The organism is Bradyrhizobium sp. LHD-71, assembly GCF_031157255.1.
Classification (GTDB): Bacteria; Pseudomonadota; Alphaproteobacteria; order Rhizobiales; family Xanthobacteraceae; genus P52-10.
Genome location: NZ_JAVIFX010000034.1, coordinates 1 through 15,501, shown reverse-complemented (window position 1 = coordinate 15,501; position 15,501 = coordinate 1). Strand labels below are relative to the sequence as shown.

The 15,501-nt window shown below is 64.2% G+C and carries 11 protein-coding genes; 5 read left to right on the top strand and 6 right to left on the bottom strand.

The genetic code is table 11. The annotated features are described in order from the left end of the window. Positions 1–31: 31 nt before the first annotated feature. On the bottom strand, positions 32–766 hold the full coding sequence (locus RCO31_RS29305) for an SDR family oxidoreductase (RefSeq protein ID WP_308971842.1): 735 nt from the start codon (positions 764–766) through the stop codon (positions 32–34). Then, positions 763–1,170, bottom strand: coding sequence for a cupin domain-containing protein (locus tag RCO31_RS29300; protein ID WP_308971841.1), 408 nt, complete (start codon positions 1,168–1,170; stop codon positions 763–765). The genes RCO31_RS29305 and RCO31_RS29300 overlap by 4 nt, the downstream gene beginning before the upstream one ends. A 155-nt stretch (positions 1,171–1,325) precedes the next feature. Here RCO31_RS29300 and RCO31_RS29295 point away from each other — a divergent pair, with 155 nt between their 5' ends. Next, positions 1,326–2,735 (top strand): amidase, encoded by a 1,410-nt coding sequence (locus RCO31_RS29295; RefSeq protein ID WP_308971840.1) that lies wholly within the window; start codon positions 1,326–1,328, stop codon positions 2,733–2,735. 153 nt (positions 2,736–2,888) lie between these two features. Here the strand turns inward: RCO31_RS29295 and RCO31_RS29290 are convergent, their stop codons facing one another. Then, a complete protein-coding gene (locus RCO31_RS29290; RefSeq protein ID WP_308971839.1) occupies positions 2,889–3,995 on the bottom strand; it encodes a hypothetical protein in 1,107 nt (368 codons plus the stop codon). Between the two features lie 388 nt (positions 3,996–4,383). Here RCO31_RS29290 and RCO31_RS29285 point away from each other — a divergent pair, with 388 nt between their 5' ends. Both RCO31_RS29285 and RCO31_RS29280 read left to right on the top strand, forming a co-directional pair. Beyond that, positions 4,384–7,788: a carboxyl transferase domain-containing protein gene (locus RCO31_RS29285; RefSeq protein ID WP_308971838.1), complete on the top strand. Its 3,405-nt coding sequence runs from the start codon at positions 4,384–4,386 to the stop codon at positions 7,786–7,788. Between the two features lie 285 nt (positions 7,789–8,073). Then, positions 8,074–9,120: a cyclase family protein gene (locus RCO31_RS29280; RefSeq protein ID WP_308971837.1), complete on the top strand. Its 1,047-nt coding sequence runs from the start codon at positions 8,074–8,076 to the stop codon at positions 9,118–9,120. A 1-nt stretch (position 9,121) separates the two neighbouring features. Here the strand turns inward: RCO31_RS29280 and RCO31_RS29275 are convergent, their stop codons facing one another. Next, on the bottom strand, positions 9,122–9,886 hold the full coding sequence (locus RCO31_RS29275; RefSeq protein ID WP_308971836.1) for an SDR family oxidoreductase: 765 nt from the start codon (positions 9,884–9,886) through the stop codon (positions 9,122–9,124). 400 nt (positions 9,887–10,286) lie between these two features. Further along, on the bottom strand, positions 10,287–11,330 hold the full coding sequence (locus RCO31_RS29270; protein ID WP_308971835.1) for a phosphotransferase: 1,044 nt from the start codon (positions 11,328–11,330) through the stop codon (positions 10,287–10,289). A gap of 211 nt (positions 11,331–11,541) precedes the next feature. Here RCO31_RS29270 and RCO31_RS29265 point away from each other — a divergent pair, with 211 nt between their 5' ends. Further along, positions 11,542–12,519, top strand: coding sequence for a tripartite tricarboxylate transporter substrate binding protein (locus RCO31_RS29265; RefSeq protein ID WP_308971834.1), 978 nt, complete (start codon positions 11,542–11,544; stop codon positions 12,517–12,519). A 59-nt stretch (positions 12,520–12,578) separates the two neighbouring features. Here RCO31_RS29265 and RCO31_RS29260 read toward each other — a convergent pair whose 3' ends face one another. Continuing rightward, positions 12,579–13,637 (bottom strand): D-2-hydroxyacid dehydrogenase, encoded by a 1,059-nt coding sequence (locus RCO31_RS29260; RefSeq protein WP_308971833.1) that lies wholly within the window; start codon positions 13,635–13,637, stop codon positions 12,579–12,581. Between the two features lie 91 nt (positions 13,638–13,728). Here RCO31_RS29260 and RCO31_RS29255 point away from each other — a divergent pair, with 91 nt between their 5' ends. Next, positions 13,729–15,360 carry an ABC transporter substrate-binding protein gene (locus RCO31_RS29255; protein WP_308971832.1) on the top strand — a complete coding sequence of 544 codons (1,632 nt, stop codon included), beginning with the start codon at positions 13,729–13,731 and terminating at the stop codon, positions 15,358–15,360. The last annotated feature ends 141 nt before the right edge of the window (positions 15,361–15,501 follow it).

Sequence of the window (15,501 nt, the reverse complement as noted above, 5' to 3'; positions counted from 1 at the left end):
AGGCTATGGCACAACGCGGGTGGACGGCGCGTCAGTTGAACGCCATTCCTCCGCTCATGGCGATCGTCTGTCCTGTCATGTAACCGTTGCCGACCAGCAGCATCACGGCCTGGGCGACCTCCTCGGGCGTGCCGAAACGGCCGAGTGGAATGCGCGCGACGCTGTTGCTCGCGCCCTTCATCATGTCGGTTTCGATCAGCGAGGGAGCGACCGCGTTGACGGTGATACCCTCCTTGACGAGACGCGCGGCATAACCGCGTGTCAGGCCTTCGAGGCCTGCTTTCGACGCGTTGTAATGTGGGCCGATCGCGCCGACGCCGCGTGCAGCACCTGACGAGATGTTGACGATGCGGCCCCACTGCTTGCGCCGCATCGCCGGCAGCGCCGCCTTCGTGCACAGGAACACCGATTTCAGGTTGACGGCGATGGTCCGGTCGAAGTCCGCCTCGGTGAGATCATCCACATTGCGGGAGATGGCGATGCCGGCATTGTTGACGAGGATGTCGACCGGTCCGAGCTCGGAAGCCGCGCGTTCGAACATCGCCGCGACGGCATCGGCCTGCGAAACGTCGGCGGCAATCGCGAGTGCGCGTCCGCCCGCCTTCTGTATCTCCGCCGCGAGTGCCTCCGCCGCTGCGGCCTCGGCGCGGTAGTTGATCGCCACCGCGGCGCCGGCCTCGGCGAGCGCTCGCACGATCGCGGCTCCAATGCCGCGCGAGCCGCCCGTCACCAGCGCGATGTGGGACTTGAGATCGGGCGCGGTCATGCGCGTTTCGGTGATGTGTATTGCGCGTCGCTTACCTTCTCCATCCACTCGACGGTCTTGCCGTTCTGCGCTTCCTGGATCGCAATGTGCGTCATTCCCGTCGTCGCCGTTGCGCCGTGCCAATGCTTCTCGCCCGGCGGAAACCACACGACATCGCCCGGCCGGATTTCTTCCACCGGGCCGCCGTCGCGCTGCACCCAGCCGCATCCGCTCGTGACGATCAGCGTCTGCCCGAGCGGATGCGTATGCCACGCGGTCCTGGCGCCCGGCTCAAATGTGACGTGCGCGCCGGCGACGCGCGTGGGATCGCCTGCCTGGAACAGCGGGTCCAGTCGCACTGCACCGGTGAAATACTCCGCCGGACCCTTGCCCGACGGCCGTGAGCCAGCTCGTTTGATGTCCATCGTTGAACTCCTTGAGTCAGAAGCATCCATGCACAGCGGCGTTGCGCGGGACACGATTGCGAAGCGGAACGGTCTGCCGCTATCCTCCGTCAATTCGCCTGACTTGCGCAACAGGCAGTCGCAAACATCGTTCCACGACCGGATTCGGCAAACGCATGAACACGCCCAAAGCCTCCAGCTACGACCCGCGCACGTTCAAGGCGCTGACATTCCACGACGCGGTCGCCCGCTTTGGCGATGGCGGCGACACGCCGCGCGCCTATCTCGAGCGTTGCCTTGAGACGATCGCCGCGCGCGAGCCGGTCGTGAAGGCGTTTGCCGCCACCAATGTCCCTGCTGCACGTGCGGCTGCCGACGAAAGCAGCGCCCGCTGGAAGTCCAACCGCGCGCTGTCGCCGATCGACGGCCTGCCCATCGGCATCAAGGATCTCTTGGAGACCAAGGACATGCCGACTGAGATGGGCTGCGAAGCCTATCGCGGCAATTTCCCGAAGCGCGACAACGCGGCGGTGTGGGCGCTGCGCCAGGCGGGCTGCGTCATTCTTGCCAAGACGACGACTGCCGAGCTCGGCGGTTCGCACCCGCCGGCGACGACCAATCCGTTCGACCCCGCCCGCACCGCCGGCGGCTCGTCCTCGGGCTCAGCGGCCGCAGTGGCCGCGCGCATGCTGCCTGCGGCGATCGGCACCCAGGTCGGCGGCTCGATCATCCGCCCCGCCGCCTTCTGCGGCAACTTTGCGCTGAAGCCGACGCAGGGCGGCATCAATCGCGGCGAGCGGCAGGCGACCAGCATGAGCACCCATGGAGTGCACGCCGGCTGCATCGAGGACATGTGGCAGGTGGCGATCGAGATCGCCGCGCGCGCCGGTGGCGACCGCGGCTGTCAAGGCCTGACGGGATCGATGACACCGCCACCCGCGCAGAAGCCGCGGCGGCTGATGGTGCTCGAGACCGAAGGCTGGTCGCGGCTGGATGAGCCGTCGAAGTCAGCGTTTACGCAAGTGCTGGACGCCATCGCGCGCGAAGGTGTCACGCTCGTCACGCGGCAGAAGAGCGCCGAAGTTGAAGCCATGGAGCGGGCGATCGCCAATGCCACGGCGGTGGCAAGCGGCATCACCGGTTGGGAGAACCGCTGGGCCACGCGCAATCTCGTCGATCAGCACCCCGAAGGCGTCAGTGCGCGGGCCAAGACTGTGCTCGCGAAGGCGGAAGCGATGTCGCCTGCCGACTATCGCGCGCTGCTGCTCGAACGCGAGCTCGCGCAGGCCACATACGCGCGTATCGCTCATGTTGCCGATGCGGCGATCACGCTCACCTGTCCGGGTCCGGCGCCGCTGTGGGCCGGCGATCAGCCCGGCCAGCCGCTGGCGCCGCGCCCCACCGGCGACGCCGTCTTCAACTATCCGAGCTCGATGCTGTTCGCGCCGGCCGTCACCATGCCGCTGCTGGCCGTCGGCGGCATGCCCGTCGGCGTGCAACTCATGGGCCGGCCGCACGAGGACGAGCGCATCACCGGCTTCGCCCGCTGGCTCGCCGGCGCTGTAAGCCCGGTGGTTGTCGGGTAAGCAGCGGGCTCTCCGCCGTCATTGCGAGCGAAGCGAAGCAATCCAGTCGGAGGTTGCGACATACGCTGCGCTGGATTGTTTCGTCGTCCATAGGCGAAGAGCGAAGCGACGCCGTTCTTCGAACGGCTATGCCTCGCAATGACGGCGAATTTCTTACGCCCAGTTGGCGAACCCGTACTTGATCAGGTCGACCAGGTGCTTGCCGCCGGCATGCACGTCGCGTCGCGGGTCCTGGCCGTCTTTCTCCGCGCCGCTGGCGATCGCCACGACTCGCGGGTCGCCGGCATTGAGAAATCCCCACAGCGGACCACCCGACCAGCCACCGCTGAGGAAGCGGTTGGTCTCGATCTCCCGGCCGTCGCTGCCTTCGTTGTCCACATCGGCGACACGAACGTTGACTTCGACCGCCGGCACCTTGCCTTCGGCGAACGCGCGCGGATAGCCGACGCTGATCCAGCGCCTGTCTTCATAGAAGTCGTCGTCGGTCGAATGGAACGATCCCATCCAGCCGGTGCGGTCGCCGATCCGCCAGTTCAGCTTGCAGATGACGTAGTCCAGCCCGTTCGGATCGTTCGGTCCGGTGCGTATGCCACGCCAGCGCTCGACGAAGGCATGGCCGAATCGCGGGTCGCTGCCGTTGCGGAAGGCGGGCGTGAACTTGACGGTCGAGTCCGATGCGCCCCACGGCATGCCATGGCTTGCCGTCAGCATGAGATTGGGGCCGACCATCACGCCGCTGCCGACATCCACGCTGTTCGGCTGGTTCGGGCGGCGGATCTCGACCTTGCCGACGCAATTCCACGGCCAGTCGCGCGCCGTCTGCTCGGCGACGCGCGGGCTGAGTGCATTCGGAACGCCGAAGTCGTCGCACGCCGGGATCGTCACCAGCCGTGGCAGATGGACGAGATCCAGCCACTTCGGCCGGTACGCGTGCGGCGCCGGTTTGCCGACGACCGATTGCGACAGCTCCTCTGAGGATACGCTCTCGCCGACAGCCAGCGGGCCGCTTTCGGCGATGGTCCCTTTTGCCCTGACGACCAGTTTGGTCCGCGCCGGCCGCCGGTTCTGGGCCGCAACGGCGATCACCGCCGGCGCTGCGTCGCCCTCGATCTCGAACACGTACTCAACCGCCTGATCGAAGGCCGGAACGGGCTCGGTCGCCGGCACGTCCTTCATCGACGCAAGCTCGTGCAGCGTCAGCGGTGTCAACTTGTCCTCAACCGTCACTTTTGCCTCGTAGTTTCTTGCGTGCTTGTTCATCGCGTCGTCCTTTTCGGGCGGAGGTTCTGACGCGATCAGGCTAGGCGGCCGGGCGAGGGCACACGTCGTCCATTCGAATGAGACGCACGACGAACACCGAAGGTTCGCGAGCTGCGTCATCACTCTTTGAGTCAGTGATCGGTACGGCGTAGGACAGTGCGATCCTGGCCAGGTTTGTACCTTCGCCCGGAACGTCCGCCGTCGTGATTCGTTCGGTCCGGGACCATCGCGTGCAGTCTGCAGCGGTTGCGCGGCGCATCGGCCGCACCGTGCAGAGTCATGCCCCCAGCAGCCTCACCCTTGCTCGCAATGAGGGTCGCCAAGGGGAAAAACCCGCTATCATCGCTGGCAAATCTGAACCAACACCACCACGGGAAACGCCTCATCCATGCCTGTCACCAAGCTCCTCATTGCCAATCGCGGCGAGATTGCCATTCGGGTCGCGCGGGCGGCTGCCGATATGGGATTGCCGACCGTCGCCGTTCATTCCGAGGATGACGCGGCGAGCCTGCATGTGCGGCTTGCCGATGCGGTGCAGGTGCTGAAAGGACAGGGGGCGGCCGCCTATCTCGACGGGGAGCAAGTGATCGCCGCGGCAAAGGCTGCCGGTTGTGACGCGATCCATCCGGGCTATGGCTTCCTCGCCGAGCGCGCGGATTTTGCGGCGGCTTGCGCGGCGGCCGGGCTTACCTTCGTCGGGCCTGCGGTGAAGCATCTCGACCTGTTCGGCGACAAGGCCCGCGCACGCCAGGCAGCGGTTGCGGCGTCCGTGCCTGTCATTCGCGGCATCGACCGCGCCTGCACGCTGGACGATGCGAAATCGTTCTTTGCGTCGCTCGGGCCGGAAGCCTCGATGATCATCAAGGCACTCGCCGGTGGCGGCGGTCGCGGCACCCGCGTCGTGACCAGCGCCGACGAGATCGAGAAGACGTTCGCACGCTGTGCCTCCGAGGCGCGCGCCGCGTTCGGCCGCGACGAGCTTTATGTGGAAGAGCTGATCCCGCGCGCCCGCCACATCGAGGTGCAGATCCTCGGCGATCGCACCGGCGCGGTCACGCATTTGAGCGAGCGCGAATGCAGCGTGCAGCGCCGTTTCCAGAAGCTGGTCGAGATCGCGCCGGCGCCGGCGCTCGACGACAAGCTCCGTCGCGCCATCGTCGACGCCGCCGTGCGGCTTGCAAAAAGCGTCGGCTATTTCAACCTCGGCACCTTCGAGTTCCTGGTCGATGTCTCAGGGCGCAAGGGCGCACAGGTTTTCGCCTTCATCGAAGCCAATGCGCGGCTGCAGGTCGAGCACACCGTGACGGAAGCCGTGACCGGCGTTGACCTGGTGCAGGCGCAGATCCGTCTCGCCCAGGGCGCGACGCTGAAGGCGCTGGGGCTTGACCGCGAAAACGCGCTCGCGCCGCGCGGCTACGCGATCCAGGCGCGTGTCAACATGGAGACGCTGCTGCCAGACGGCGCCGTACGGCCCGGCGGCGGCACCCTCACCATCTACGAGGCGCCTAACGGGCCTGGCGTGCGCACCGACGGCTTCGGCTACGCCGGCTATCGCACCTCGAGCGCGTTCGATTCCCTGCTGGCGAAGGTGATCGTGCACGCGCCGTCGCCGAATTTTGCAGATGCGGTTGCCCGCGCCTCGCGCGCGCTGAGTGAATTCCGTCTCGAAGGCGTCGCCACCAACATCGCCTTCCTGCGCAACGTGCTTGAGCATCCGGATTTCGTCGAAGGTCGCGTCCACACGCGCTGGCTCGATGAACACGTTGCCGCGCTCGCTGCGGCGACCGAGCGGCGGCAGCGCTTCGTGCAGCCGGCGTCGGCTGCGTCGCGCGGCGCGGGTTTCGCCGGCGCCAATGTGAAATCGAAAGATCCGCTGGCGCTGTTCGCCCACGACGCCGCGGTCAAGGCCGAGCGGATGGTGCAGGCCGCGGATGAGGCCGACGCGCCCGATCTGGCCGGCCCGGATGGATCGGTCGGCGTCGCCGCGCCCATTCAGGGCACGATCGTCGCGATCGACGTCGCCGAGGGCGATGCGGTGCGCAAGGGCCAGCAGGTGGCGGTGGTCGAAGCGATGAAGATGGAGCACGTCATCGCAGCGCCGCATGCCGGCATCGTCCGCAGCATCACCATGGCTGCGGGCGATGTAGTGCGCGAAGGCTTCCCGATTGTGTTCATCAAGGAGGCCGAGGTTGCGGGCGACGCGGTGGCGGCTGCGGCCGAGCTCGACCTCGATCACGTCCGCGATGATCTGAAGGAGAACATCGCCCGCCACGCGCTGACGCTGGACGAGAACCGGCCCGAGGCCGTCGCCCGTCGGCGCAAGACCGGCCACAAGATGCCGCGCGAGAACATCGATCGGCTGGTCGACCCGGGCTCGTTCAATGAATACTGGCCGCTGATCGTGGCGCGGCAGCATCAGCGCAATTCCCTCGACGAGCTGCGGAAGAACACGCCCGCCGACGGCGTCGTCGCCGGCATGTGCAACATCAACGGCGACCTGTTCGACGAAAGCCGCTCGCGCGCGGCCCTGGTGCATTACGACTACACGGTGCTTGCGGGCACGCAGGGCAGCCGCAATCACTACAAGCAGGATCGCATGTTCGAACTGGCGCACAGGTTTCGCCTGCCGCTGATCCTGTTCGGGGAGGGTGGTGGCGGCCGGCCCGGCGACGATCATATCGGTCCGCGCGTGGCGATCGACACGAAGACCTTCACAACCTACTCGCAGCTCTCCGGCCTCGTGCCGATGATCTCAGTCGTCAACGGCCGCTGCTTTGCCGGCAACACCGCGCTGGTCGCCTGCTCCGACGTGATCATTGCCACCGAAGGCTCGACGCTCGGCATGGGTGGCCCTGCGATGATCGAGGGCGGCGGCCTCGGCATCTACACGCCGGAAGAGGTCGGGCCGATGTCGGTGCAGGTGCCGAACGGCGTGGTGGACATCCTGGTCAAGGACGAGTTTGCCGCCATCGACGCGGTAAAGAAATATCTCGCCTATTTCCAGGGCGCGATCCCGCACTGGGAGGCGCATGACCAGCGCAAGCTGCGGTTTTCGGTGCCGGAGAACCGGCTGCGGCTTTATGACATGCGCGAGATCCTGCACGCGCTCGCCGACAAGGACTCGGTGCTGGAGATCCGTCCCAAGTTCGGCATCGGCATCATCACCGCGTTCGCCCGCTTCGAAGGCCGGCCGATGGGCGTGATCGCCAACAATCCGCATCACCTCGCGGGCGCCATCGATTCCGACGGCGCCGACAAGGGCGCGCGCTTCATGCAGTTGTGCGATGCCTTTGACATTCCGGTGCTGAACCTGATCGATTGCCCGGGAATCATGGTCGGTCCGGAGGTTGAGCGAACCGCACTGGTGCGCCACTGCACGCGGCTGTTCAATGTCGGTGCCAACATGACGGCGCCGCTGTTCACCGTCGTAGTGCGCAAGGCCTATGGCCTTGGCGCCCAGGCGATGCTGGGCGCGGGCTCGCTGGTCGGCTTCTTCTCCGTCGCCTGGCCCACCGCCGAGTTCGCCGGCATGAACATCGAGGGCGCGGTGAAGCTCGGCTACCGCAAGGAACTGATGGCGATCGAGGATCCCGACGCGCGCCTGGCCGAATTCCAGCGCCGCACTGCGGAGGCCTACGACACTGCCAAGGCCGTCAACGCCGTCATGGGCGGCGGCATCGACGACGTGATCGATCCTGCCGCCACGCGCCAGTGGATCGTCAACGGCTTGAAGCGCCTGCCGCCTTTGCCGCTCCGCACCACAAAGAAGTATCCGTACATCGATCCGTGGTGAGATTTCGTCCCAATGTAACGGGACGCAGCGGCTTCCACAGATTCAGCTGTAGCCCGCATGGAGCGAAGCGCAATGCGGGATCACTGAATCGGCCCCGGATTTCGCTTCGCTCCATCCGGGCTACGCTCGCTGTGGAGTATTGGATGCCCGCCTTCCATAGGCGAGCGAAGCGACGCCGTTGTTTGAAGGTTTGAACCGCCGTCGCAATCTCGTTGATCCACGTTTCGCTCGGGCCTAGTCTGTCCGGACTCAAAGCCATCCATAAATCGTTCCGGGGAGGATGCCATGAAGGCAGTTTCGCGATGCCTGCTCGCCGTGGCCGCTCTCGCCCTCGCAGCCGGCGGTGCCGATGCGCAGGACGGCGGCATGAAGAAGTGGACAAAGGGAAAGGGCTGGGGCTGGGTCTGGGGACCCCACGACGAAGTCGGAAACCTCAACGAGATGACCGATGCGTCGCGTCTGGCTGCCTTGAAGCTTGTGACACAGGGCAAAGCCTATGATCTCGGTCTTGCCTACGACCGCTATTCTTACAAATGGCCGGGCCACAGCCCGGGCGAAGTCATGAGCTTCCGCTCGCCTGCGGGTGTGAGGAGCCAGAAGGACCTGTCGTTCGCCACGCCGGAGGGTGGCAATACCGGCCACACCGCCTGGCATAGCAACGCGATCTTCATGAACGACAACGTGGCCACCCAGATCGACGGGCTCGGCCACATCACCCACGGCCCCAACAACGAGTTCTACAACGGCTTTAGGGCGGACGAATGGGGCGGCGACTTCGGTCTCCGCAAGGCTGACGTGACGACGATCCCGCCGGTCGTCGCACGCGGCGTCCTGGTCGACGTCGCGGGGTTCAAGAACATGGAGGCCCTTCCGGCGTCCTATGAAATCACCGTCGCGGACATCGAGGGCGCGCTGAGGGCGCAGAACGTTGACGTCACGCCAGGCTCCGTCGTTCTGTTGCGTACCGGAACCGCGCGCTACTGGGGCGAGAACGGTCGCGACCACGCCAAGCTCGCCCAGCATGACTCGGCCGGTCTCGGCCTGACAGCGGCGAAGTGGCTGGTCGAGGAGAAGGGCGCGCTGATCATCGGTTCCGATACGTCCGGGCTCGAATATGTGCCGCCGAAGCCGGCGGACTCGCAGGCTGTCGGCGGCAGCTTCAATCCGGTTCACGTCTATCTGCTCGTCCAGCAGGGCGTCCACATCCTCGAGTTTAACAACCTCGAGCAGCTTGCCGCCGATCGCGCCTACGAGTTCGCCTATATCCTGACCACGAACGCCATACGCGGCACAGTCGCCGGCACGGCCTTGCGGCCGCTCGCTCTGCGTTGATCTAGCCCGGTTGGATGCGCGCCCGTGAGCGGCGGAGCCATTCGTCAAGACCAATGCGGCCGAGGCGCACTTCGCCCAAGGGTACGAGCGAGTGCTCCTCGACCCGGCCGCCGAAGTATCGGGCCTCGGGGTCGCTGACGACCTCACGCGGGTCGCCAATCGCCTTCAGATAGCGCGCGACGATTTCGTTGAACGGCGCTCGTTCGGGCCCGGAAATCTCGACGATGCCGTTTCGCGGCGGCGCGAGCGCCACATCGGCGACGAAGGCCGCGACGTCGTCCGCCGCAATGGGCTGAAACAGTCCGGGTGACAGCCTGACGACGTTTCCTTGCGCACCTGAAGCGGCGATGCCGCCGAGGAACTCCAGGAACTGGGTCGAGCGCACGATCGTGTAGGGAATGCCGGAGGCTTCGACGAGTTTCTCCTGGGAGACCTTGGCGCGGAAATAGCCATTGTCGGGCATCCGGTCGGTTCCGACGATGGATAGCACCACATGGTGCCGCACGCCTGCCGCGACCTCCGCCGCAAGAAGGTTGCGGCCGGAGGTTTCGAAAAATTTCAACACCGCTGCATTCTCGAATGCAGGCGAGTTGGCAAGGTCGATCACCACCGTCGTGCCGGCCATGGCCAGCTTGAGGCCCTCGCCGGTGATGGTGTTGATGCCGCTTTTGGGTGAAGCGGCGACGACCTCGTGGCCGCCCTGACGCAGAATGGCGACGGTCTTCGAGCCGATCAGGCCGCTGCCGCCGATCACGACGAACTTCATGATTGATCCTTCCTTGTCGGTGACAGGAGATCTTTGATGAGAGTCGGTATGATATGCCGCGCGCCCTTCACCTCCATGCCGTCCGAAGACGATCTCCCTCACCGTCGGTCCGAGCGGAGTCGACAAGATCGGAATATGAATCCGGTGCGTCAGTGACGGTTACAACGGGAAGTATCGCTTCACTGTTCATGGCCTGTCTCCTTTCTGGAGCGGGTCCGTGAAAAGCCGATTTGAGTGTTCAGCGTTCGCAGGATGACCTGAAGTATAGCTCAGATCCAGCGCGGGCGGGTTTGCTTGCGGCGCTTTGTCCTTTCAAGGCGTGCAAAGTCATCGAAAGCGAAATTGCATGCCCGAATGGAATCCTGGCCGGGCATCTCCGGCCGCAAGCCACGTGCAATGGTTACCGGACTAGCAGATCGCGGCAGCGGAGGTCGTCCACCGCCAGCATGATGCGCTCGAAGTTGTTCCACCAGACGCGCGCGGGAATGTTGATCATCGCTTGGTGTATCGGTCGGGTAATCAGCCAAAGCACGGACAGGCGATAGTCATCGTCCAGAGCCTGACGGTCGTATCCACTTACGCCCTGAGCCAGGAGCTCGGCATGGTAGAGGTCCAGCAGCGGCCGTTCCATTCTGCGCCTTCGATCCGGATACCACAGCATTGAGATCATATAAGCGAGGTCATCGGTGGCAGTGTTGATGCTCCAATCTTCCCAATCGATGAGTTTGACGTCGCCGCCGCTCCCGGGTCGCGGAAGAAAGAAATTCCATGGATGCGCATCGCCGTGGATGAGCGTCAGATGGCGACGCGAATGGTATCGCGCGAGCAGGCGAGGGGCGTTGTCGAGCAATCCTTCGTACAACGCGCGCCTGTCGGCAGGTATCAGTTCTGGGTAGCGATTGTTGAAGCGTGCGAACTGCTCTGCGAAATTCCGCAGACCTTTGGCTAACGTGGCCGCGTCGCGCCAGCTTCCCACCGAAACGCCGAGGCACGAACGATCCCACCAGGCGGCGTGGAACCGGGCAAGCGTTTGCACCATGCTCTCGCTTTGCATCGGCGTCGGCGGGAGCGGCCATTCGGTGGCAATAAAGTGCGAGTCCGTCAGGTCTTCGAGCAGCAGATGCCACGCGCTGGCTTCGGTGGCCTCGACGGCTTCAAAACAGAACGGCACAACGTGCCCTGAGAGGGCCGGCGAAACGTCACGATAGAAAACGATCTCATGACGATTTGCGTAAGACGGAAGACCTTCGCTGTCGAGGTCGCCCATCTTCAGAATGATAGAACCTGGTGCGCCTCTGGCCGAACCTTCATAGCTCAGCCGCAGCCGCAGTGTATGGGAGCGGGCTTTCCTCAGCGAGCTCAGCACTGCGACATTGCTGACCCGCGCCGAACCTGCCGCACCAGATCGACGCAGTGCCTCTGTAATACGTCCGGCGTCGGCCACAGTTCGCAAGGGCTCCGCTCTCATGCCAAACGTACTGATATGGTTCCAATCGCGACGGTGTACCGCAAGGCTCGCTCGGCCGCCAGCTCGTCACTGGCCGAGAGGAGACATTCGCCCTTCCAACTCCGTACAGGTCAGGTGTAGCCTCTTCCCGCAGCGTGTCCCGCCGGATTGCATGTCCGCGACGTAGTGACACATGGAGGGGGGCACCATGAAATTTTCCCGCCGCACATTCCTGCATCTTGCCATGAGTGCCACTGCGTTGCCGACCATGCCTCGCATTGCCCGCGCGCAAGCCTATCCGTCACGGCCGGTGCGCATCATCGTCGGCTTTCCTGCCGGCGGGGCCACCGACATCCAGGCGCGCTTGATGGGACAATGGCTTTCCGATCGTCTCGGCCAGCAATTCATTGTCGAGAACCGCCCCGGCGCCAGCGGCAACATCGGGACCGAGGCGGTCGCCAAGGCGCCTGCGGATGGCTACACACTGCTTCAAGTCGTGACCCCGCATGCGATCAATGCCGCGCTCTATACAAATCTCAATTTTGACTTCGTCCGGGACATCGCGCCGGTCGTGTGCGCGGCGCGGCTGGCCTACGTCGTCGTGGTGCATCCGTCGGTCCCCGTCACGACGATCCCTGAGTTCATCGCCTATGCCAAGGCCAACCCGGGCAAGATCAACTACGGGTCGGCCGGCAGCGGCACCCCGCAAAACATTGCCTGCGAACTCTTCAAGATGATGGCCGACGTGAATCTGGTTCACGTTCCGTATCGGGGCGGCGCGCCTGCGACGACCGACCTGGTCGGCGGCCACATACAGGTGATTTTCAGCCCGATGTCGGAGTCGATCGAGCACATCAAGGCTGGCAAGCTGCGCGCCCTGGCGGTAACGACCGCGTCCCGATTGGACGTGTTGCCGGACGTTCCAACGGTTGCAGACTTTGTCCCCGGCTATGAGGCCAGTGGCTTTGCGGGCATTGGCGTGCCCCGGAACACGCCGACCGAAATCATCACGATGCTGAACAAGGAGCTCAATGCCGGCCTCGCCGATAGCAAAGTCCAGGCCCGTATCGTCGAGCTGGGCGGCACAGTGCTTGGGGGCTCGCCCGCGGAATTCGGGGCGATCATCTCCGAAGCTACGGAAAAGTGGGCGAGGGTGATCAAGTTCGCGGGCATCAAGGCCGATTAGGCCGGTCACCACGGATGGCTAAATGCATCCGCTTTACACCCGGCTTGCGTCAATCGGGCCTAATACCCCCGCTGCCAGTCGACTACGTTTTGCAGTGCCCGCCCGTCGATGTATGCACGCAAGTTTTCGCAGAACAGGTCGATGCCGCCGTGGCGGTTGTCGTCGGCGGCGCCGGAGGTGTGCGGTGTGATCAGCACGCGCGGGTCGGACCACAGCGTATCCGGCGGCAGATGCTCGAATTCGCCGACATAGACGTCGAGCGCGACCCCGCGCAGGCGATCAGCTTTCAAGGCATCCAGCAGCGCGTCTTCATCGATGATCTCGCCGCGGGCGATATTGACCAGGGTCGCCCCGTCTTTCATCGCCGCGAACCGCTGCTTGTTGATCAGCTTCGTCGTTTCCGGCGTCCATTGCGCGCAGACGATCACGAAATCGCTTTGCGCAAGAAATCCATCGAGGTCGGCGGCCGTCCCCATCCGGATGAAGCCTTCAGGCAACGGTGCGCTCCCATGCTGCCGACGGCGGATGCCGAGCACGCGCATGCCGAGCGCCGCACACAGCAGGCCGACATCCTGGCCGATGCCGCCGGCGCCGACGATGCAGGCGGTTTTGCCGTCGAGCAGCAGGGGTCGATAGGCCGCGACGTCGAACTCGCCGGCCACGCGGTCGAAATTTGCCTGATGAAAGCTCTTGGCGAAATGCATGATGCCGGCGAGCGCGTGCTCGGCAATGGCGAGCGTGCTGCCGACACCGCGTGACGTGGTCACCATGACGTCGCTGTTCCAGAGATCTCCCATGCGCAGGTTGCTCGCGCCGGCAGGAAGCTGATGAAACCATTTCAACGCGGGCGCACGTTGGCGGAGGTCGAGCGGATAGGGCCAGCTTCCAAGAACGACTTCTGCGTCCGAAAGCAGACGGTTTCGCTCTTCGCGACTGCCATGACCCTGTGCGTCCGCCGTCATATAGCGACGTGTGTTGAACTCAGGCCAGGTCTCTCGGATTTCGCCGTCGAACCAGCCGCCGGCGTCCGTCAGTTGAACGCGCGCGTCGACCGCTTCGATCTTCTTCGCCGCGCCCCTGGAAAGACGCTGGAGGCTGAGGATTTTGACTGGCTGCATTGCATTCTGCCCAAAGCATTCGAGCTTGACCACACGCTTTACCTGCGCGTTAGCTTACGCAAAACAAGAAGAGAGATAGGGGGAGGTTGACATGTGTGCCAGACCATCATTGCGGCAATCGACGATCCGGTCGCTTGCCTGCTCCGTCGTCGCGCTCGTCGCGGCACTGGTCGTATCTCCCGCGACGGCGGCAGAGAGCGGCAAGCGCGGTGGAACGCTGCGCCTGTACGTCCTCGACAATCCGCCGAGTGCGTCGCTGCACGAGGAATCGACGATCGGTTCGGTGACGCCGTTCGCGTCGGTGTTCAACAATCTCGTCAGGTTCGATCCTCTCAAGGTGCATGAGAGCCTCGACACTATCATCCCGGACCTTGCCGAAAGCTGGCAGTGGGATCCGACCAACACGAAACTGACATTCAAGCTTCGCCAGGGTGTCAAATGGCACGACGGAAAGCCGTTCACGGCCAAGGACGTCCAGTGCACCTGGCGGATGCTGATCGGCAAGAGCGAGGTGGCCGACTTTCGCAGGAACCCGCGCCGCGTCTGGTACAACAAGGTGCAGGACGTTTCGATCAACGGCGATTATGAAGCGACGTTCGAACTGAGCGAGCCGCAGCCGAGCCTTCCCGCGCTGCTCGCGAGCGCACTTTCGCCCGTCTATCCGTGTCATGTTCCGCAGAATGTGATGCGCACCCGTCCGGTCGGCACCGGGCCGTTCAAGTTCGTCGAGTTCAGGCGCGGCGACTCGATCCGCCTGGTGCGCAACCCGGATTACTGGAGAAAGGACCGGCCGTATCTCGACGAGATCACTTTCAAGATCGTCGAGAATCGTTCGACGCGGATGCTGGCGTTCTCGACCGGCGAGTTCGACATCACCTTCCCCTCCGACGTCAGCGTTCCCCTGTTCAACGATATCAAGGCGCGCACGCCACAGGCCGTCTGCGAGATGGTGCCGACCGGAACCATGGCGACGCTGATGGTCAATCGCGTCAATCCGCCGTTCGACAATGCGGACATCCGCACCGCGCTGTCATTGGTCATCGATCGCAACGCGCTGAACACGATCCTCATGGAAGGCAAGGCGCTGATCGGCGGCGCCATGCTGCCGAAACCCGTCGGCGAATGGGGCATGCCGCGAGAGATGCTGGAACAGCTCACCGGCTACGGCTCCGACATCGCAAAGAACGTCGCGCGGGCGCGTGAGCTGATGCAGAAGCACGGCTTCAGCGAAGCCAATCCGCTGAAGCTTAAAGTCCAGACCCGCAATCTCGTCACCTATCGTGATCCGGCGGTCATCGTCATCGACCAGTTGAAGAAGATCTTCGTCGAAGGGGAACTGGAGATCATCGACTCGCCGCAGTGGTATGCGCGGATGGCGCGAAAGGATTACACGCTGGCCCTCAACGTCATGGGCGTCAGTGTCGACGATCCCGACGGCAATATCGTCGAGAACTATTCTTGCGGCTCGGAGCGCAACTACACACAGTACTGCAACGCCGACGTCGACAAGCTGCTCGCCGCCCAGTCACGCGAGATGGACCGCGAGAAGCGCAAGCGCCTCGTCTGGGATATCGAGCGTCTGCTGGTGGAAGATACCGCTCGTCCGGTCATCCAGTTCAGCGTCGCCGGAAATTGCTGGCACTCTTACGTGAAGAACTACGTCCCGCACGACAACAGCCAGTACAATTACGTAAGGTATGATGACGTATGGCTGGATAAGTGACGGTTCTGACGCGGCTGGCCTCCGTCATTGCGAGCAACCATTAAACGGCGGCCGGGGATTTGATCCAAGGAGTGCTTCGGGCGAGGATGGTATTGGCGAAGACGAGAAGCTTTCTGGCGCAGGCGACGAGAGCGAGTTTGT

Bases quoted from the DNA above. Each gene is read 5' to 3' on its own strand.
- RCO31_RS29305 (WP_308971842.1), bottom strand. From the start codon at position 766: ATGACCGCGCCCGATCTCAAGTCCCACATCGCGCTGGTGACGGGCGGC.
- RCO31_RS29300 (WP_308971841.1), bottom strand. From the start codon at position 1,170: ATGGACATCAAACGAGCTGGCTCACGGCCGTCGGGCAAGGGTCCGGCG.
- RCO31_RS29295 (WP_308971840.1), top strand. From the start codon at position 1,326: ATGAACACGCCCAAAGCCTCCAGCTACGACCCGCGCACGTTCAAGGCG.
- RCO31_RS29290 (WP_308971839.1), bottom strand. From the start codon at position 3,995: ATGAACAAGCACGCAAGAAACTACGAGGCAAAAGTGACGGTTGAGGAC.
- RCO31_RS29285 (WP_308971838.1), top strand. From the start codon at position 4,384: ATGCCTGTCACCAAGCTCCTCATTGCCAATCGCGGCGAGATTGCCATT.
- RCO31_RS29280 (WP_308971837.1), top strand. From the start codon at position 8,074: ATGAAGGCAGTTTCGCGATGCCTGCTCGCCGTGGCCGCTCTCGCCCTC.
- RCO31_RS29275 (WP_308971836.1), bottom strand. From the start codon at position 9,886: ATGAAGTTCGTCGTGATCGGCGGCAGCGGCCTGATCGGCTCGAAGACC.
- RCO31_RS29265 (WP_308971834.1), top strand. From the start codon at position 11,542: ATGAAATTTTCCCGCCGCACATTCCTGCATCTTGCCATGAGTGCCACT.
- RCO31_RS29260 (WP_308971833.1), bottom strand. From the start codon at position 13,637: ATGCAGCCAGTCAAAATCCTCAGCCTCCAGCGTCTTTCCAGGGGCGCG.
- RCO31_RS29255 (WP_308971832.1), top strand. From the start codon at position 13,729: ATGTGTGCCAGACCATCATTGCGGCAATCGACGATCCGGTCGCTTGCC.